21 protein-coding genes are annotated in these 17,079 nt (G+C 64.6%); 16 read left to right on the top strand and 5 right to left on the bottom strand.

Annotated features, from left to right (window positions below):
- The first annotated feature begins 202 nt into the window (after positions 1-202).
- Positions 203-412, top strand: a complete 210-nt coding sequence (locus tag A8950_RS17730; RefSeq protein WP_133615016.1) for a cold-shock protein — start codon at positions 203-205, stop codon at positions 410-412.
- A 90-nt stretch (positions 413-502) separates the two neighbouring features.
- Complete coding sequence (locus A8950_RS17725; RefSeq protein WP_133615015.1) at positions 503-754, top strand: hypothetical protein; 252 nt, start codon at positions 503-505, stop codon at positions 752-754.
- A 49-nt stretch (positions 755-803) separates the two neighbouring features.
- Here the strand turns inward: A8950_RS17725 and A8950_RS17720 are convergent, their stop codons facing one another.
- Positions 804-1,016 carry a hypothetical protein gene (locus A8950_RS17720; protein WP_133615014.1) on the bottom strand — a complete coding sequence of 71 codons (213 nt, stop codon included), beginning with the start codon at positions 1,014-1,016 and terminating at the stop codon, positions 804-806.
- A gap of 433 nt (positions 1,017-1,449) precedes the next feature.
- A complete protein-coding gene (locus A8950_RS20035; protein WP_133615012.1) occupies positions 1,450-1,716 on the bottom strand; it encodes a DUF1488 family protein in 267 nt (88 codons plus the stop codon).
- A gap of 413 nt (positions 1,717-2,129) precedes the next feature.
- On the opposite strand from A8950_RS20035, the gene A8950_RS17705 reads away from it, so the two are divergent.
- The 8 genes from A8950_RS17705 to yczE all read left to right on the top strand — a co-directional run bounded on the left by A8950_RS17705 (position 2,130) and on the right by yczE (position 7,310).
- On the top strand, positions 2,130-2,372 hold the full coding sequence (locus A8950_RS17705; protein ID WP_133615011.1) for a hypothetical protein: 243 nt from the start codon (positions 2,130-2,132) through the stop codon (positions 2,370-2,372).
- A gap of 85 nt (positions 2,373-2,457) precedes the next feature.
- Positions 2,458-2,808 carry a hypothetical protein gene (locus A8950_RS17700; RefSeq protein WP_133615010.1) on the top strand — a complete coding sequence of 117 codons (351 nt, stop codon included), beginning with the start codon at positions 2,458-2,460 and terminating at the stop codon, positions 2,806-2,808.
- Positions 2,809-3,087: 279 nt separating this feature from the next.
- Positions 3,088-3,963 (top strand): pirin family protein, encoded by an 876-nt coding sequence (locus A8950_RS17695; protein ID WP_133615009.1) that lies wholly within the window; start codon positions 3,088-3,090, stop codon positions 3,961-3,963.
- 52 nt (positions 3,964-4,015) lie between these two features.
- Positions 4,016-4,522 carry a PAS domain-containing protein gene (locus A8950_RS17690; protein ID WP_133615008.1) on the top strand — a complete coding sequence of 169 codons (507 nt, stop codon included), beginning with the start codon at positions 4,016-4,018 and terminating at the stop codon, positions 4,520-4,522.
- Positions 4,523-4,570: 48 nt separating this feature from the next.
- Positions 4,571-5,110 (top strand): PAS domain-containing protein, encoded by a 540-nt coding sequence (locus A8950_RS17685; RefSeq protein ID WP_133615007.1) that lies wholly within the window; start codon positions 4,571-4,573, stop codon positions 5,108-5,110.
- A gap of 42 nt (positions 5,111-5,152) precedes the next feature.
- A complete protein-coding gene (locus A8950_RS17680) occupies positions 5,153-5,839 on the top strand; it encodes an alpha/beta hydrolase (RefSeq protein WP_133615006.1) in 687 nt (228 codons plus the stop codon).
- Positions 5,840-5,981: 142 nt separating this feature from the next.
- Positions 5,982-6,545 (top strand): HNH endonuclease, encoded by a 564-nt coding sequence (locus A8950_RS17675; RefSeq protein ID WP_133615106.1) that lies wholly within the window; start codon positions 5,982-5,984, stop codon positions 6,543-6,545.
- Between the two features lie 144 nt (positions 6,546-6,689).
- On the top strand, positions 6,690-7,310 hold the full coding sequence (gene yczE / locus A8950_RS17670; protein WP_133615005.1) for a membrane protein YczE: 621 nt from the start codon (positions 6,690-6,692) through the stop codon (positions 7,308-7,310).
- A 6-nt stretch (positions 7,311-7,316) separates the two neighbouring features.
- Here the strand turns inward: yczE and A8950_RS17665 are convergent, their stop codons facing one another.
- Both A8950_RS17665 and cbiB read right to left on the bottom strand, forming a co-directional pair.
- Positions 7,317-9,593, bottom strand: a complete 2,277-nt coding sequence (locus A8950_RS17665) for an NADP-dependent malic enzyme (RefSeq protein WP_133615004.1) — start codon at positions 9,591-9,593, stop codon at positions 7,317-7,319.
- A gap of 89 nt (positions 9,594-9,682) precedes the next feature.
- The gene (cbiB, locus tag A8950_RS17660) at positions 9,683-10,654 is read right to left on the bottom strand and encodes an adenosylcobinamide-phosphate synthase CbiB (protein ID WP_133615003.1); all 972 of its coding nucleotides are present in this window, start codon (positions 10,652-10,654) and stop codon (positions 9,683-9,685) included.
- A gap of 96 nt (positions 10,655-10,750) precedes the next feature.
- Here cbiB and A8950_RS17655 point away from each other — a divergent pair, with 96 nt between their 5' ends.
- From A8950_RS17655 to A8950_RS17640, 4 genes are read left to right on the top strand one after another with little or no spacing between them, the layout of a single operon-like run.
- On the top strand, positions 10,751-11,209 hold the full coding sequence (locus A8950_RS17655) for a GFA family protein (RefSeq protein WP_133615002.1): 459 nt from the start codon (positions 10,751-10,753) through the stop codon (positions 11,207-11,209).
- Positions 11,206-11,598, top strand: coding sequence for a cobalamin biosynthesis protein (locus tag A8950_RS19725; protein WP_208109923.1), 393 nt, complete (start codon positions 11,206-11,208; stop codon positions 11,596-11,598). Before A8950_RS17655 ends, A8950_RS19725 begins: the two co-directional genes overlap by 4 nt.
- Before the next feature lie 8 nt (positions 11,599-11,606).
- A complete protein-coding gene (gene cobM, locus A8950_RS17645) occupies positions 11,607-12,365 on the top strand; it encodes a precorrin-4 C(11)-methyltransferase (RefSeq protein WP_133615000.1) in 759 nt (252 codons plus the stop codon).
- 5 nt (positions 12,366-12,370) lie between these two features.
- Positions 12,371-13,618 (top strand): MFS transporter, encoded by a 1,248-nt coding sequence (locus A8950_RS17640; RefSeq protein WP_133614999.1) that lies wholly within the window; start codon positions 12,371-12,373, stop codon positions 13,616-13,618.
- Here A8950_RS17640 and A8950_RS17635 read toward each other — a convergent pair.
- Entirely contained in the window at positions 13,615-14,742 is a 1,128-nt protein-coding gene (locus tag A8950_RS17635; protein ID WP_133614998.1) for a cobalt-precorrin-5B (C(1))-methyltransferase, read from the bottom strand. The genes A8950_RS17640 and A8950_RS17635 overlap by 4 nt on opposite strands.
- A 70-nt stretch (positions 14,743-14,812) precedes the next feature.
- Here A8950_RS17635 and cobA point away from each other — a divergent pair, with 70 nt between their 5' ends.
- The gene (gene cobA / locus A8950_RS17630) at positions 14,813-15,652 is read left to right on the top strand and encodes a uroporphyrinogen-III C-methyltransferase (RefSeq protein ID WP_133614997.1); all 840 of its coding nucleotides are present in this window, start codon (positions 14,813-14,815) and stop codon (positions 15,650-15,652) included.
- Between the two features lie 12 nt (positions 15,653-15,664).
- Positions 15,665-16,981, top strand: a complete 1,317-nt coding sequence (locus A8950_RS17625; protein ID WP_133614996.1) for a cobyrinate a,c-diamide synthase — start codon at positions 15,665-15,667, stop codon at positions 16,979-16,981.
- Positions 16,982-17,079: the final 98 nt, after the last annotated feature.

The following is a 17,079-nucleotide window of genomic DNA, read 5'->3' as shown; positions in this document are numbered from 1 at the left end:
AGGCAAGATATTCGTGATGTTCCGGTCATGGTCCCCTAGTAATCGCGCGCTGTCACCCCCATGTTCAGGCTGTCGAACTGTCTTGCCTCGCTCTCTACGTCTACGCCTGTCCAACGGCGACCAGCCTATTGATGCCTTGCCTTTCAGACCTCGATAGACCGCAGGATGTTCCCGCGGTCTCACGCCAATCAGGAGTCTGAAAATGTCTATTGGCACAGTGAAATGGTTCAATTCCACCAAGGGTTACGGCTTCATCCAACCGCAGGACGGTGGCGCCGACGTGTTCGTGCACGCCACTGCCGTCGAAGCGTCTGAGCTGAACTCCCTCGTCGAAGGTCAGAAGATCTCCTACGAGGTCGAGCGCGACCAGCGTTCGGGCAAGCAGAGCGCGGTGGCCCTGAAGGCCGCCTGAGCGGTCTTCGGACTGCACTGATTTCCGCCGCCCGCGCCCATGCGCGGGCGGCGGTTTCGTTTCCAGCAAGTTCTATTCGGGAGAAACGTCATGGCTGTTGCCGACATGATTCCGGGCCTCGATGACAAGGCCCTCGCCAATCTGCGCGAGAACGCGGCTCGCTTGAGCCTGACGGGCAGTGAGGCGCAGAAAAAGCAGGCGGCGACGCTGACGCCGCTGATCGACGCAGAACTTGCCAGCCGACTGGCGGCAAAGGCCAAGCCGGCGCGTGGCGGCAAGCGCAAGGCGGCGGTCACCGCAACTGCAGCGCCCGGACCGCTTTCTGGCCCGCTTTCGTCCTGAGGTCAGGTCCATCGCCGCAGAACGGCGATCAGTCGGGTCACGCTGGCCCTCAGGTCAGCGTTGTCGGGGCCGGCTCGCCGCGCAATCCGGCGCGATAGCCGCGCTCCCACTCTTCCTCGAAGCCCTCGACATCCGATCGCGGCTGCGCAATCCCCGCCGCGGCCTTGCCGGAGGCCGTACCACGGCGGCGCTCGTCGCCCTGGTCATAGCCCAGACGAAACGCAGCTTCGGGCGAATAGATCAGTCCATGGTGCCGGTCCATCTTGCCCTCCTCTCGCAGGTGCAGCGTACCGTTGGCTCGTATCGGCGGTAGGGTGGCAACAACCGTGATCGGTCTTGGTTCCAAGTGCCGCCAATGGAAAAAATGCTGCGCCCGGTTGCAGCAATCCGCCAGCCGCCAGGCGGCCGCAGCGACGCCGTGCCGCAGGTGAGGCATCAGGGGTTTCATGTGTAGGCGCCAATGTGGGCACATCGGCCAGACCGAAAAATATAACCCGACTTGTTCTTTACACCGCTGGCGGCGTCGGGTTTGGTCGTGTTGGAACCTTTGGTGCCGATCGGCAGTGTCTTTGGCTTGTTTTGCTTGGGTTTCTTGTGTTCACGGCTGCTGTGCTTTTGGCCTTTACTCATAGTAGGTTCCTAAAATGCCTAGTATGTTCCGCGCTTAATTGCACTGGACGCTTGGGCTTGGGCATTCAGTCGAGATCCGTGGCGAAAAGCATATAGGAGCCACGGCGGTTTCGCTGGTAGATGCGGGCGGCTGCCCACTCGATCCGATGGCGATTCCGGTCAAATGTGTCCAACAGATCGGTTTCATCACACTTTGCCCGTGGATTCATGTGGCACAATGACTCTGCCCCGATAAAGAAGGGGATTTCCAGCGATTCATCATGTGCCCAGAAGCGCACGCAGAGTCGCCGCGCATCAAAGCTACGACTCTGATTAGGAAATCCCAAAGGCATTCAAATCGCCCAAATTCATTCTAGGCCGTCCGTGGCGAATCATTGCTCTCCCCCATCTTTCAGCCGGCTGGCGCTCATCCCGACTAACATTGTCAAACAAGAGTTTTTGTCGATATCCGTCTGTGGCCGGTGATCTGTGAAGGACGCCCTTGGCGCCACGCCGATTTGCTCTTGCAGGAACGACATATGCGCTCACCAGCCCAGGCGCTCTCAAAGCTCTTGTTGCAACGAAGGCAGCAGCGAATTTTAAACTCGGTGAAGCAATGCGCTTCGTCGATTCTGTTGTGAAGCATTCGAAGGATATGGTGACGATACATCGGTTTGATAAGTAGGCCCATTCTCTAGGCGTTCCAGCGGAACAGTCTTGGGCACGGTCACTGTAATGATACAATATAATCGTCAAGTTATATATTATGAATGTGGATAAATATAAACTTGGCAAATCATTTATTTATAGCCATTTCTGTAAAGCTAACAAGAATAACGATCGCAAGAATATTTTTGGAAGGAGTTTAGTTATGTCAGGCAATGGAAATATGAAAACGTCGCCGCTTCCGGCAAATGACAAAGCAGCCGCCGTGCCCGTGGCCGTGCCACAGGCCGAGCCGACAGTACCCGCCAAGGAATCCGCTCCGGCCGAGAAATCGGACAAGTAGGCGCCTCACCGGCGGCGGGGAAGGGTCGTGGCCACGTGTCCCGCACCCTTCCCCATCTCCGCCACGCCCCTTAGAGGAGTTTTTCATGACCAAGGCTCCGCAGTTTTCTCTCCCGCTGTCCGGTGACATACGGCGCACGTCGGTCTCGCACGTGACTTTCGCCCAGCCCTTTCTGCTGGAGGGTGTTGCCGATCCTTTTCCGGCTGGTACCTACCGCGTCGAGATCGATGAGGAATTGCTGCAGGGCGTGTCATTTCCGGCCTATCGCCGGGTTGGCGTTGTCATGCAAAAGATGACTGACCCGCCGCAACCCGACATGCCAGTCATCTCTCTCTCCGATCCGCGTCAGCTTGACCGGGTATTGATGATTGATCGGGCCGAGAACGCTCTTGATCGAGCCGGAAAGATGTCAGCTGCTGACCAGGCGGAACCATGATGCGCTGGTTCGTACCACCGATTGTGGTGCCAGCTGCACTTCTGATCGGCGTCGTTGTCCTTGTCCTCTTGGGCGCTACCTGACGAACGGTACGGCAATTCTTCATTGATCAGGGCTCCGTACGAACAAACTTGTCCGATCGAAGGGTCCGTGTGTGCCTGCCTTAATTCTGCGACACGATGGTCAGCGCCTATAGAACTTTCAGAAAACAGTTTCAGCGGCGTAGACTCGAGGCAGTAAAACTTGGAAGATAGACTGGCCATAAAGAAGTAGGCCAGGATGACGAATCCCAAGCTGATCGAAAACGTGATCGTGCCGCGGTTGCGCGATATCGGCGATTTCAGCGTCATGCGCGTGCTGCCGGTGGCGGAACGGCGGATGGTGGGCCCCTTCGTCTTCCTCGACCAGTTCGGCCCGGTGATCCTGAAGGCGGGCAGCGGCATGGATGTGCGGCCGCATCCGCATATCGGCCTGGCGACCGTCACCTACCTTCTCAAGGGATCGATCGTGCACCGGGACAGCCTCGGCTATCGGCAATCAATCGAGCCAGGTGCCGTCAACTGGATGACGGCCGGACGCGGCATCGTGCATTCGGAGCGTTCCAGCCCTGAATCCCGCCAGCATCCGCAGGAACTCTATGGCCTGCAGAGCTGGGTGGCGCTGCCGAAGGAGCATGAGGAGACGGCACCCGCCTTCCAGCATTACGGCGGCGAGGTCATGCCCGAAGGCGATGCCGAGGGTGTACGCTTGAAGGTACTCGCGGGTCGGATCCAGGGGCTGGAATCCCCGGTCGCGACATTGTGGGAGACCTTTTTTGGCGACGTGACTCTTGCTGCCGGCGCCCGCTTCCAGCTCGACTGCACCTATGACGAACGGGCCGCCTATCTGATCGAGGGCCAGGTATCGGTGGGTGGCGAGAGTTTCGCGCCGGGCCGGCTGCTCGCCTTCGGCAAGGGTGCCGAGATCACGCTTACCGCCGAAACACCCACCCGCCTCGCGGTTCTGGGCGGCGCCACCATGGATGGACCACGGCACATCTTCTGGAATTTCGTGTCCTCGCGCCAGGATCGCATCGAACAGGCCAAGGCGGATTGGCAACGCGACCAGTTCGGAGTCAGAATAGCAGGAGAGACGGAATATATCCCTTTGCCCTGAACCGCCGCAGTAGAATGGCGCCAGGATCGGGGGACTCGTTCGGGGGGACGAGGTGACCCAAGCCGTTCAATTCGATCCGGATGACCCGCAGGGTCTTGCCCGTGCCATGTCCGCGCTTGGCATGCAGTCGAGCATCCTGGTAGGCGGCTTCCAGTACTGGGACAGCCGCCGCAAGGGGCGCCAATTTCCCGCGCGCGGCGATCTCGACCCGCTGATCGATATTCCCCGCCTGGTCCCGCACATCATCCTGATCGACGTGCGGCACGACCCGTTGGATTTCCGCTTTCGTCTCATCGGCAGCGCGGTGCGTCGCAATCTCGCCCGCGACTATGTCGGCCATTGGTTCTCGGAATTTCCCAATTACAGTGCCAGCAGCAATATCTGGCCGCGGCATTGCGCGGTGGCGGAAAGCGGCCGGCCGATGCTGCAGCGGCCGACCTATGTCGGGCCGAACAAGGACTTTATCTATGTCGAGAACATCCTGCTGCCGCTGAGCGTCGACAATCCCGGCTGGAGCATGCAGATGATGTTCCTCGAATTCATCAGCAAGAGGCACTAATCTTGGATCGCGCGCGCTGCGGAGGCGCCGGCTTCGATATGAGGTGCCATGCATCAGATCCTGTCATTTGATGCCGACGATCCGGATGCCCTTGCCCGCAGCATGGCGGCGCTGGACATGCATTCGCCCCTGATCATTGCCGGGTTCCGCTATTGGGACAGTTGCCGGCGCGGTCGCCAAATGCCAGCCAGGGGCGACATCGACCCGCTGATCGATGTGCCGCGCCTCGTTCCCAACATGATGCTGTTCGATGTCAGGCGCGAAAACCTCGATTTCCGCTGGCGCCTGGTCGGCAGCCGTGTCCGCCAGTATCTGCGCCGGGACTATACCGGCGAATGGTTCTCGCAGGATCCGCTCTACAACGATCCCGAGAGTGCGGTCTGGCGGGCCATGACCCTGTCGGATCGCGAGCAGAAGCCAGTCCTGCTACGGCCAAAATATGTCGGCCCGCACAAGGACTTCATCCATGTCGAGAATGTCCTGCTGCCGCTTCATGTGGACAGGGAGGGCTGGGGCATGGAGATGATCTTCATGGATTTCATCCGCAGGCCGACAGCCGGGGGCCTTCACGGGGCGCGGCCGGGCTGATAAGAGGGAGCCCCCACCCCCCAACCGGAAAGCAGCCCTGCCATGACCGACCAGTCGATCAAGCTCGACGGCCCCAGCCATCCGCCGCTCAATGGCGAGAAGCCGCAGCAATTGGTCGTGTTCCTGCACGGCTATGGCTCGAACGGCGACGATCTCATCAGCCTCGCGCCCTATCTGGCACCGGCGGTGCCGGAAGCCGAATTCCTGTCGCCCAACGCCCCCTTCCCCTGCGAGATCAATCCGTTCGGCGGCTATCAATGGTTCGGGCTGGAAGAACGCAATGCCGAAACGCGCCTGGCCGGCGCGCGCATTGCGGCCCCCATCCTCGATGCCTATCTCGACGAACAGTTGGCGGCGCGCGGCCTCAGCGATGCCGATCTCGCTTTGGTCGGTTTCAGCCAGGGCACCATGATGGCGCTTCATGTCGGCCTGCGCCGCGCCAATCCGGCGGCCGCCATTGTCGGCTATTCCGGCATGCTGGTCGCGCCCGAATTGCTGGCCGGCGAATTGCAGTCGAAGCCCCCCGTGCTGCTGGTCCACGGCATGGCTGATGAGGTGCTGCCCTTTGCCGCCATGGGCGAGGCCGAGGCGGCGCTCAACGCAGCCGGGGTAAAGGTGTTCGCGGAAGGCCGGCCGGGCCTGCCGCATTCCATCGACCAGCGCGGGCTGGAACTGGGCGCTTCGATCCTGCACCAGGCCCTTTGCCGGCATCACCACCACCACCTCTGAGGGGCGCGATGCGCCGGCCATGACAAGATGGTGAAAGAGGAAGGCCGCCAACCGCTACATCTTGAGTTTTGCGCCGCGCCCGGTTATTCCTAGGGCATCCACTGTGGTTATCCACAGCTGACGCGGCACGGGAGATGGCATGATGTTGGCCTCGCCTGAGGCATGTCCTGCTCTGGTGCTCAACGCCGATTTCCGGCCGTTGAGTTACTTCCCGCTGTCCCTGTGGCCCTGGCAGGAAGCGGTCAAGGCGGTCTTCCTCGACCGCGTCAACATCCTCTCCGAATATGACGAAGTGGTGCACAGCCCCAGCCATGCGATGCGGCTGCCCTCGGTCATCTCGCTCAAGGAATACGTGCCGCAAGAGCGGCGCCCGGCCTTCACCCGGTTCAACGTCTTCCTGCGCGACCGCTTCCGCTGCCAGTATTGCGGCCGGACCTCGGCGGCGCACGATCTCACCTTCGATCACGTCGTGCCGCGGGCCCGCGGCGGGCGCACCTCCTGGGAGAATGTCGTCGCCGCCTGCCAGAACTGCAACCTGCGCAAGGGCAGCAAACTGCCGCATCAGGTCGGCATGTTTCCCAGGCGGCGGCCAGCGCAGCCAACGACGTTCGAACTCCAGGAAAACGGTCGCTCCTTCCCGCCAAACTACCTCCACCAGAGTTGGCGGGATTTTCTTTACTGGGACAGCGAACTGGAAACCGGCTAAGGGCCGGCCCGTTTCGGTATCGTCCGTTTCCCAATCATTGTCGCGAGACATTGCATCCCGCATGGCTGGGCTGCGTCGGGCGGCTGTTGCCAGGCGACGGCACCTCCCCTAAAGCAGGGCGAAACCCCCGGGGTTCCGCCATCCATGTCCGCCTTTTTCCTGAAGCGCCTGTTCCCCCTGCTGCTCGGCTTCGTTATCTGGGGCCTCGCCGTGGCGTTGCAGGTGCGCGCGGAACTCGGCCTGTCGCCCTGGGACGTGTTTCACCAGGGCCTCGGTTTCCGCCTCGGCATCACCATCGGCATGGCGGGCGTCGTCACCTCGGTGGGCGTGCTGCTGCTCTGGATTCCCTTGCGCATGAAGCCCGGCATCGGCACCGTGCTCAACGCGCTGGTCATCGGCCCCTCGGCCGATCTTTTCCTCCTGATCCTGCCGCCGATCGACGACCTCTTGCTGCGCTGGGTCTTCCTTCTCCTCGGCATCCTGCTGATGGGAGTGGGCAGTGCCCTCTATCTGCCGGCCCGGCTTGGCACCGGCCCGCGCGACGGGGTCATGGTGGGCCTCAACCGCAAATTCGGCTTCTCGATCCGCTTCGCCCGCACCATCGTCGAGGTCTGTGCGCTGGTCATCGGCTGGTTTCTCGGCGGCACGGTCGGCCTCGGCACCCTGGTCGCGGCAATCGGCATCGGTCCCACCATCCAGGCCTGCCTGCAGATCCGCCATCGCCTGGTGGAGCGCATGACCGGCATACCCCAGGGCGCGATCTGACGCCGCTCAGCGGGTGCTGAGCGGCGTCGTCGCCAGGGCGGCGAAGGCGGCGGCGGTGACGATCTCGTTCACGGTGGCGCCGGTCTGCACGATCTGGGCCGGCTTCGACAGGCCGACCAGGATCGGCCCGAAGGACGTACCGCCCATTTCCTGCATCAGATTGGCAACGATATTGGCCGAATGCAGCGCCGGCATGATCAGGATATTGGCGGGGCCATTGAGGCGGCAGAAGGGATAGAGCTCCTTCATCAGGCCGTAATTCAAGGCCACGTTCGACTGCATCTCGCCGTCATATTCGAAATCGACCCGGCGCTGGTCCATCACCAGGACCGCCTCGCGGATGCGTACCGCCTTTTCGCGCGGCGGATTGCCGAAATTCGAGAAGGAGAGGAAGGCGACGCGCGGCTCATGTCCCAATTGCCGGGCAATATTGGCGGATTGCACAGCGAAATCCGCCAATTGCTCGGCCGAGGGCAGTTCATGCACATGGGTGTCGGCCAGCAGCACGGTACGCCCGCCTGCCACCAGGATCGAAAGCCCCATCAGGGTCTGGCCCGGCCGCACGTCGATGACCTTGGTGACATCCTCGAGGCAGACATTGAAGCTGCGCGTCACCCCGGTGACCATGGCGTCGGCATGGCCGGCCGCCACCATGCAGGCGGCGAAGACGTTGCGGTCCTGGTTCACCATGCGCTGCACGTCGCGGGAAAGGATGCCGCGGCGCTGCAGGCGCTCATAGAGCATGTCGTGATAATGCTGGCGGTGCGGCGTCGTCGCCGCATTGACGATCTCCAGGCCCTGGGCATCGTGCAGCCCCTGCGCCCTGATGGTCTCGGCGATGCGCTCGGGCCGGCCCACCAGGACCGGCGTGCCATAGCCGGCGGCGCGGAAGGCGATGGCGGCGCGGATCACCTTTTCCTCCTCGCCCTCGGCGAAGACGACGCGCTTCGGGTTGTGGCGCACGCGCTCGAAGATGAGCTGCAGCGAACCGGCGGCAGGATCGAGGCGCCCGGCCAGCGAGGCCACATAGGCCTCCATGTCGATGATCGGCTTGCGCGCCACGCCGCTATCCATCGCCGCCTTGGCGACCGCCGGCGGTACATAGGTGATGAGCCTGGGGTCGAACGGCACCGGGATGATGTATTCCGGGCCGAACCGCAGGCGCCGGCCGGAATAGGCGGCGTCGACCTCGTCCGGCACATCCTGGCGGGCCAGTTCGGCGATGGCATGGGCCGCCGCGATCTTCATCTGGTCGTTGATGGTGGAGGCGCGCACGTCGAGGGCGCCGCGGAAGATATAGGGAAAGCCGAGGACGTTGTTGACCTGGTTCGCGTAATCGCTGCGGCCTGTGGCGACGATGGCATCCGAGCGCACCGCGGCCACCTCCTCCGGCGTGATCTCGGGATCCGGATTCGCCATGGCGAAGATGATCGGCTTCTCGGCCATCGACTTCACCATCGCCTGGGTGACGGCGCCCTTGACGGACAGGCCGAAGAACACGTCGGCACCTTCCATCGCCTCTTCCAGGCTGCGCGCCTTGGTCTTGACCGCATGGGCCGATTTCCACTGGTTCATGCCTTCGGTGCGGCCCTGGTAGATGACGCCCTTGGTGTCGCAGAGGATCGCATTGTCATGCGGCATCCCCATCGCCTTTACCAGTTCGACGCAGGCGATCGAGGCAGCACCGGCGCCGTTCACCACCAGCTTCACGTCCTTGAGATCGCGGCCCGTCAGGTGCAGCGCATTGAGGAGGCCGGCCGCCGCGATGATGGCGGTGCCGTGCTGGTCATCGTGGAAGACCGGGATGTCCATCAGCTCGCGCAATTGCTGCTCGATGATGAAGCATTCCGGCGCCTTGATGTCCTCAAGGTTGATGCCGCCGAACGAAGGGCCGAGATAGCGCACGCTGTTGACGAATTCGGTGACGTCCTTGGTGTCGACCTCGAGGTCGATGGAATCGATGTCGGCGAAGCGCTTGAAAAGCACCGCCTTGCCCTCCATCACGGGCTTGGAGGCGAGGGCGCCGAGATCGCCGAGGCCGAGGACCGCCGTGCCGTTCGAGATGACCGCCACCAGATTGCCCTTGGCGGTATAGTCATATGCGGTGTTGGGGTCCTTGGCGATGTGGAGGCAGGGATAGGCGACGCCGGGTGAATAAGCGAGGGAGAGGTCGCGCTGGGTGGTGAGCGGCTTCGAGGCGATGATCTCGATCTTGCCGGGCCGGCCCGTTACATGGAACTGGAGGGCATCTTCCTCAGTTATGGTAGGCTTCTTGGTATTCATGGCGCCAGCATCTCTCCCCGCTTGCTGACATGCAGGCTGACATGAATTGGCGCGGAATTAAAGGGGAAGGGCATGTTTCCTGACTTAAATCAGGCAATTGCCGCGCAAACCGCCACCGGAATGGCCAGAATGATGCAGGCGCGAAGATAAAGGGCCAATCCAGTCCGGATGTCGGCCGCCCGCAATTGCCAGCGGCCACCGTCATTCATCCAGGGGTCCGGGCGGAGCTGGCCGTGATAGATGCGGGGCCCCGCAATGGCGAAACCGAGGGCGCCGGCCAGGGCCGCTTCCGGCCAGCCGGCATTGGGTGATTTGTGCCGCCGCGCATCGCGCCAAACGGCCCGCATGGCAGCGCTGGCGGCGGCGCCGCGCTGGACAAGGGCTGCCAGAACCAGCAGCAGCGCAGAGATACGCGAAGCCGGCAGGTTGGCCCAGTCATCGGCCCGGGCCGCGGCCCAACCGAAATGCTGGTGCCGTGGCGTTTTGTGGCCGATCATGCTGTCGGCCGTGTTGAGCGCCTTGTAGGCAAGCAGGCCGGGCAGGCCCAGAACGAGGCCCCAGAAGACCGGCGCCACGACGCCGTCCGAAAAATTCTCGGCGAGGCTTTCGATGGCGGCGCGGGACACCCCCGCCTCGTCCAGCCGCTCGGGGTCGCGCCCGACGATTCGCGCCACCGCAATGCGCCCGCCCTCGACGCCGGACAGTTCCAGCGCCGAGGCGACATCTGCCACATGGACATAGAGGCTGCGTTGCGCGATCAGCGTCGACATGGTGAGGCCCAGCCAGAGCGGCCCCCAGGGCAGGGCCAGCAACAGGGCCTGCAGCAGCCAGCCAAGGACGAAAGCACCGGCTACCAGCAGGAAAGCGAGGATCGACCCGTTGAGGCGTTGCCGGCCGGGTGTGGCACTCGGCCGGTTGAAGCGTCGGTCGGCCCAGCCGATCACGGCGCCGATGGCGACGACGGGATGGGCGATCCGGCGATAGAGCCAGCCGGGCTCACCCAGGATCGCGTCCGCGGCGATGGCAATCAGCAGGGCGGCAGGGTGAATGAAATCGGACATGGGGTGGCGATGAACTGCATCCGGGCTGTTCCGTCAAGCACCGAGTGCTATGCTGCCCCCGAATTGCAGGTGTCACAAGGGCACGAGGAGGTCGGTATGGCACCACAGAGCGTAAAACACCAGGGTGGCTGCCTGTGCGGCGAAGTTCGCTTTGACGCGATCGGCTATCCGCGCGCGGTCTTCCACTGCCACTGCGCCTCCTGCCGCCGGCATACCGCGGCGGCGGTTGCGACCTTCGCCGTCTTTCCAACGGCACCGGAAAAATTCCGCTGGTCGGGCCGCGCACAGCCCGGTCGCTACCAATCCTCGCCCGGTGTCACCCGCTCGTTCTGCCGTCGCTGCGGTACCCCGCTTGCCTACCAGGCACTGAAATACCCCGGCGAAATCCACCTCAACATCGGTGCCTTCGATCACCCCGAGGCGCTGGTACCGACCGCGCACTTCTTCACGGCGGAGAGAATTCCCTGGTTCGACACAGCCGATTCCCTGCCGCGCCACCTCCATGATACCGCCGGTCCGGTGCCCGAAGAGAAATGGGGCGGCGACGAAGCGTGAGGATCGTTCTCGGAATCGGCCATGAAAGCGGGGTTGCATTTGCCGAACTTGTGGCACTGGCGGATGATTGCCTGAAACGGGCGGCATGCGCCCAGCGCGACCTCGACGCGGTTGCCAGCATCGAGAGCCGTCGCGCCGTCGGGCTGGTCGTTCGACTGGCGCAGCATTTCGGCGTCGCGGCGACGTTCTATCCGGCGGCGCGACTCGAATTGGAGACACCGCGCCTCCTGCACCCGTCCGAGGATCTGTTTCGGCGCATCGGCTGCCATGGCGTTGCCGAGGCGGCGGCCTTGGCCGCCGCCGGCCCGGAAGCGGTGCTGGTCCTGGCGAAGCAGGCGGCGCGGGGCGTGACCTGCGCCATTGCCGCCAGGGACCCGAATCGCGGATAAGGGCGCTCATGAGCATCGTTCACTTCATCGGCGCGGGGCCCGGCGACCCCGACCTCATCACGGTCAAGGGCCAGCGCCTGATCGCCGCGGCGCCGGTGGTGCTCTATGCCGGTTCCCTGGTGCCCAGGGCGATCGTCGCCCTGGCGCGGGAAGATGCGCGGGTAATCGACACGGCGCCGCTCCATCTCGACGAGATCATCGCCGAGATGCAAAAGGCGCATGCGGCTGGCCAGGATGTCGCCCGGGTCCATTCCGGCGATCCCTCGATCTATGGCGCCATCGGCGAGCAGATGCGGCGACTGGACGGGCTCGGCATTCCCTATGATGTGGTCCCTGGCGTGCCCGCCTTCGCGGCGGCGGCAGCACTTCTCAAGGCGGAACTGACGCTGCCCGAGGTCAGTCAGACCATCATCCTCACGCGTGTGCAGGGGGCGTCCTCGCCGATGCCGCCGCGCGAGGACCTGAAGACCCTCGGCCAATCGGGAGCCACTCTGGCGCTGCATCTCTCGGTCAAGAGCATCGACAAGGTGGTGGCTGAGCTGGCGCCCTTTTATGGCCTCGATTGCCCGGCCGTCGTGGTCTATCGGGCTTCCTGGCCGGACGAGGCGGTGGTGCGCGGCACGCTTGCCGATATCGCGGACAAGATCGCTGGCGGCGACATCAGGCGTACGGCGCTGATCTTCGTCGGCCGCGTCTTCGGCCCGGCCGATTTCAAGGACAGCCAGCTCTACAACGCCGCCCACCAGCATCTCTACCGGCCGGAATAGGCGCCATGGAAATGGAGCCGCGCGCAGAGCTGTGGCGCCGGCCGGATTTCCGCCATCTCATCGCCGCCCTCGGCATCTCCCATCTCGGTGCCAAGATCGCGCGCGAGGCCCTGCCATTGACCGCCGTGCTGGCGCTGGGGGCGGGGCCGCTGGCGATGAGTTCGATTACCATCGCCAACACCCTCCCCACCATCCTGCTGGCGCTCCATGCCGGCGCCCTGCTCGACCGCATCCGGCGCCGGCCGATGATGATCTGGAGCGACCTGCTGCGCTGCCTCGTCCTGCTCAGTGTGCCGATGGCGGCCCTCCTGGACCTCCTCAGCATCACCCAACTCTGTCTCGTCGCCTTCCTCGTCTCGGCGGCGACGCTGGCCTTCGACATCGCCGACCAGGCCTACCTGCCGGGCCTTGTCGGCCGGGGGCATATCCTCAAGGCCAACGCCGCCAAGGAAGCGACCGATGCCAGCACCGAGATCGTGGGGCCGCCCCTGGGCGGGCTGCTGGTCCAGGTGATCGGCGCGCCGCTCACCATCCTGGTCAATGCCCTTTCCTATCTGCTGTCGGCCGTTTTCCTGCTGCGGATCGGGGTGCGCGAAACGGCACCGGCAATTGCAACGCGTCCCGACTTCCGGCGCGAGATCGGCGACGGCCTTCGCGTCATGTGGCGCGATTCCGTGTTGCGGCCGCTGCTCTATGCCCGATTCATCCGGACATTCTTTGGCGCCATGCTGGCCCCATTCTATGTGCTCTATCTGGTGCGCGATCTCGGCGTTTCGCCCCTGGTGCTCGGCGTCATCGTGGCGACGGGCGGGGCGGCAAGCCTGATCGGGGCGGCGGCGGTCCCGCGCCTGGCCACCCGCCTGCCCGTCGGGCCCGGTCTCATCCTGGCTTTTGCGGCAAAGACCATGGGCCTTGCCTGTGTGCCGCTGGCGGGTGTCATGCTGGGCGTCTCGCCGCTCCTGGTGGTGCCGCTCCTCATCCTGCAGCAATGCCTTGCCGATGGCAGCACAGGCTATTTCGCGGTGCTGGAACGGACCCTGCGCCAGCAGCGCGTGGCGCCCGAATTGCTGGGCCGCGCCGGTGCCACGACGCGCCTTGTCAACGATGCCCCGGTACCGTTTGCCGCGCTGCTGGCCGGCGTCGTCGCCGAACGTTACGGCATCGATCCGGTGCTCTGGATCGCCATTGCCGGCTATGCCCTCGCACCGGTGGTGGCGTTCTTCTCGGCTGTGCGCCGGCTGCGCTCGATCTAGCTGCCAAACCCCGCTTCGCCGACGAGGTTGCCCTTGCGGTCATAGACCAGCAATTCGATGTCGATCTTGCCGTCAGCCTCGGCGAGGGCGACGCCTTTCGCCGACCGTGCGATGTCGCCGCCAATCGGGATGCCGGATGCCGCGCAGATTTCCAGTGCTTCCATCGCCGTATTGCCGGCACGGATGCGCTCGGCCACATCCGCGCTGGCGCCGAGATCCAATGCGCGCCGGGCGATCCGCGCCAGATCGACCTGGCTGCGGCCGGAATGGAGATCGAGATGGCCTTCCGCCAGCTTGGCCATCTTGGCAAATCCGCCCGCAAGTGTCAGGCGCGGGATCGGATGGTGGCGCAGGTATTTGAGCACGCCGCCGGCAAAATCGCCCATGTCGATGAAGGCGATCTCCGGCAGGTGATGGCGCTTCTCGACGGCCGCTTCGGTGGTGGAGCCGGTACAGGCGGCGGCATGGGCAAGGCCGGCCGCCCGGATCACGTCGATGCCGCGATGGATCGAGGCGATCCAGGCAGCACAGGAAAAGGGATGCACGATCCCGGTGGTGCCGAGGATCGAGATGCCGCCGACGATGCCAAGGCGCGGGTTCCAGGTCTGCTTCGCAATCTCCGCGCCGCCGATGACCGAGATGGTCACCTCGGCATCGGCATGGGTGGCATGGGCGGCGGCGACTTCTTCGAGCACGCCTTCGATCATGGCGCGGGGGGCCGGGTTGATGGCGGGCTCGCCGGGCGGGATCGGCAGGCCGGCCTTGGTCACCGTGCCGACGCCGGCACCGGCCCTGAACACCGTGCCCGAGCCCGGGGCGAGGTGCCGTACCCGGGCGCGGATATGGGCACCATGGGTGACATCTGGGTCGTCACCGGCGTCCTTGATGATGCCGACCTCGGCAAAATCGCCCGAAAGCACCGGTTCCAGCAGGGAAAAGACGGGTTTTTCGCCCTTGGGCAGGGTAATCGTCACTGAATCGGCGAATTTTCCGGTCAAAAGGGCGGAAAAAGCCGCCTTGGTGGCTGCCGTGGCGCAACATCCGGTGGTCCAGCCCTTGCGCAGGGGGCCATCGGGGCGGCGCTTGGTGTTTTGGGTGGGCGGGTTCTCGGTTTCGGCAGCCATGACGCAATTGTATGGGCGGATGTCTTTTGCGGGCTAGTCAGTGGCGGATACTGCGCTAATTTGGGCCGCTATGGATAAGCTATTTGCGACATTGCCGGAAATGGAGCCGGGCTGGGTCTGGCTGACCGGAGCCGGGCCGGGCGACCCCGGCCTGCTGACCCTGCTGGCGGTGAAGGCTCTGGGGTCGGCCGATGTCATCGTCTATGACGCGCTGGTGGATCGGTCGATCCTCGATCTCGCGCGCCCCGGCGCCGTCCTCGAATATGCCGGCAAGCGCGGCGGCAAGCCGTCTGCAAAGCAGCCCGATATTTCGCTGCGCCTCGTACAACTGGCGCGCGAGGGCAAGCGCGTGCTGCGCCTGAAGGGCGGCGATCCCTTCGTCTTCGGCCGCGGCGGCGAGGAAGCGCTCACCCTGGTCGAATCCGGCATTCCCTTCCGCATCGTCCCTGGCATTTCCGCCGGCATCGGCGGCCTGGCCTATGCCGGCATTCCGGTGACGCATCGCGAGGTCAATTCGGCGGTCGCCTTCGTCACCGGCCATGACGCCACAGGCGAGGTGCCGGATTCGGTCGATTGGGCCTCGCTCGCCAGGGGTGCCCCGGTGATCGTGCTTTACATGGCATTGAAGCATCTGGGGCGCATTGCCGAGCGCCTGATGGCCGGCGGCCGGTCCGCGACGACGCCGGTCGCCGTCGTGGCGCGCGCCACGACGGCCGATCAGGCGGTGTTGGAAACGACCCTCTCGCGGGCGGCGGCCGAGGTGGAAGCGGCCGGCATCGAGCCGCCGGCCATGGTGGTGGTGGGCGAGGTGGTGCGCCTGCGGGCGGCGATGGATTGGATGGGCGCCCTGCAGGGCCGCCGGCTGGAACCCGATCCGCTCGGCCTGCGCCGCCGCGACCAGACCGGCTGAGCGACGCCTTTCATGGCGCACGGCCTCATCATCGCCGCCCCCGCATCGGGCAGCGGCAAGACCCTGACGACCCTCAGCCTGCTCTCGCTGCTGAAGGCACGCGGCATCGATGTGGTGGGCTGCAAGGCGGGACCGGACTATATCGATCCCGGCTTCCACGCGGCTGCCACGGGCAAGCCCTGTTTTAACCTCGACATCTGGGCGATGCGGCGCGAAGGCCTCGACGGACTGCTGGCGCGCCAGGCATCGCGCGGCGATCTGGTTGTCGTCGAAGGCGTCATGGGTCTCTTCGACGGTATCCCCGGCTTCTCTGCGCGCGAGAACGGTTCGACCGCTGAACTCGCCCGCGCCCTGGGCCTGCCCATCCTCCTCGTCATGAATGTGAAAGGCATGGGGGCGACCGCTGCGGCCCTGCTGCAGGGGATCGTCACCCATGATCCTTCCCTGCAATTCGCGGGTGTCATTTTCAACCAGGTGGGCGGGCCGGGCCATCGCGACATCCTCGCACGCGCTGCCGCAGAGGCCGGGCTGACGGTCTTCGGCTGTCTGCCGCGCGTTGCCGAGCTTGCCGTGCCGGAGCGGCATCTCGGCCTCGTCCAGGCGCGCGAACATGCCGCCCTGGATGATTTCTTCGCCGCCGCCCGCGCTGCCTTCGGCGATGCGCTCGAACTCGAGGGCATCGTCGCGGCGGCGGGCGAGATTGCGGCACGCCCGGCCAACTCAGTGCTTCTGCCGCCGCTCGGCCAGCGGATTGCGCTTGCCGAGGATGCGGCCTTCGCCTTTTCCTATCCCTTCCATCTTGAACAATGGCGGGCGGCCGGAGCCGAGATCCTGCCCTTCGCGCCGCTGGCCGATCAGGCACCCGATGCGAGCGCCGATGCCGTCTTCCTGCCGGGCGGCTATCCGGAACTCCATGCCGGGCGCCTCGCCGGCAATCGCCGCTTTCTCGACGGCTTGCGCGCGGCCGCTGCGCGCGGGGCCGTCGTCTATGGCGAATGCGGTGGCTATATGACCTTGGGGTCGCATCTCACCGATGCCGCCGGTGTGCAGCATCAAATGGCCGGGTTGCTGCCCGTCGCCACCTCCTTCGCGACGCGTCGGCTGCATCTCGGCTACCGTGCGGCGGAACTCCTAGCGGCTGCGCCGTTCGGGACGCCCGGCACGACCTTGCGCGGCCATGAGTTCCACTACGCCACCATCCTTCACGAAGGCGACGCGCCGGCGCTCTTCCGGCTGACGGATGCCAGGGGCCGCGATCTTGGTCCTGCCGGCCGCCGGGTGGGGCCGGTGATGGGTTCCTTCATGCACCTGATCGATCGCGCGGCCTGACGGCGAAGGCGTATCGCCCAATGGACGCCATCGGTCTGCCGGTTCCGCTTTCCGGTCCATTCGTCCAGGAACGGATGACCGCCATGCAAATTCCGCCG

The sequence above is a fragment of the Dongia mobilis genome (genome assembly GCF_004363235.1).
Lineage (GTDB): Bacteria > Pseudomonadota > Alphaproteobacteria > Dongiales > Dongiaceae > Dongia > Dongia mobilis.
Note: the sequence above shows the minus strand (reverse complement) of the source record. Positions and strands in the feature narration are given on the sequence as shown.

Coding starts and splice junctions, on each gene's coding strand:
- A8950_RS17730 (WP_133615016.1), top strand. CDS start 203: ATGTCTATTGGCACAGTGAAATGGTTCAATTCCACCAAGGGTTACGGC.
- A8950_RS17725 (WP_133615015.1), top strand. CDS start 503: ATGGCTGTTGCCGACATGATTCCGGGCCTCGATGACAAGGCCCTCGCC.
- A8950_RS17720 (WP_133615014.1), bottom strand. CDS start 1,016: ATGGACCGGCACCATGGACTGATCTATTCGCCCGAAGCTGCGTTTCGT.
- A8950_RS20035 (WP_133615012.1), bottom strand. CDS start 1,716: ATGCCTTTGGGATTTCCTAATCAGAGTCGTAGCTTTGATGCGCGGCGA.
- A8950_RS17705 (WP_133615011.1), top strand. CDS start 2,130: ATGAATGTGGATAAATATAAACTTGGCAAATCATTTATTTATAGCCAT.
- A8950_RS17700 (WP_133615010.1), top strand. CDS start 2,458: ATGACCAAGGCTCCGCAGTTTTCTCTCCCGCTGTCCGGTGACATACGG.
- A8950_RS17695 (WP_133615009.1), top strand. CDS start 3,088: ATGACGAATCCCAAGCTGATCGAAAACGTGATCGTGCCGCGGTTGCGC.
- A8950_RS17685 (WP_133615007.1), top strand. CDS start 4,571: ATGCATCAGATCCTGTCATTTGATGCCGACGATCCGGATGCCCTTGCC.
- A8950_RS17680 (WP_133615006.1), top strand. CDS start 5,153: ATGACCGACCAGTCGATCAAGCTCGACGGCCCCAGCCATCCGCCGCTC.
- A8950_RS17675 (WP_133615106.1), top strand. CDS start 5,982: ATGTTGGCCTCGCCTGAGGCATGTCCTGCTCTGGTGCTCAACGCCGAT.
- yczE (WP_133615005.1), top strand. CDS start 6,690: ATGTCCGCCTTTTTCCTGAAGCGCCTGTTCCCCCTGCTGCTCGGCTTC.
- A8950_RS17665 (WP_133615004.1), bottom strand. CDS start 9,593: ATGAATACCAAGAAGCCTACCATAACTGAGGAAGATGCCCTCCAGTTC.
- cbiB (WP_133615003.1), bottom strand. CDS start 10,654: ATGTCCGATTTCATTCACCCTGCCGCCCTGCTGATTGCCATCGCCGCG.
- A8950_RS17655 (WP_133615002.1), top strand. CDS start 10,751: ATGGCACCACAGAGCGTAAAACACCAGGGTGGCTGCCTGTGCGGCGAA.
- cobM (WP_133615000.1), top strand. CDS start 11,607: ATGAGCATCGTTCACTTCATCGGCGCGGGGCCCGGCGACCCCGACCTC.
- A8950_RS17640 (WP_133614999.1), top strand. CDS start 12,371: ATGGAAATGGAGCCGCGCGCAGAGCTGTGGCGCCGGCCGGATTTCCGC.
- A8950_RS17635 (WP_133614998.1), bottom strand. CDS start 14,742: ATGGCTGCCGAAACCGAGAACCCGCCCACCCAAAACACCAAGCGCCGC.
- cobA (WP_133614997.1), top strand. CDS start 14,813: ATGGATAAGCTATTTGCGACATTGCCGGAAATGGAGCCGGGCTGGGTC.
- A8950_RS17625 (WP_133614996.1), top strand. CDS start 15,665: ATGGCGCACGGCCTCATCATCGCCGCCCCCGCATCGGGCAGCGGCAAG.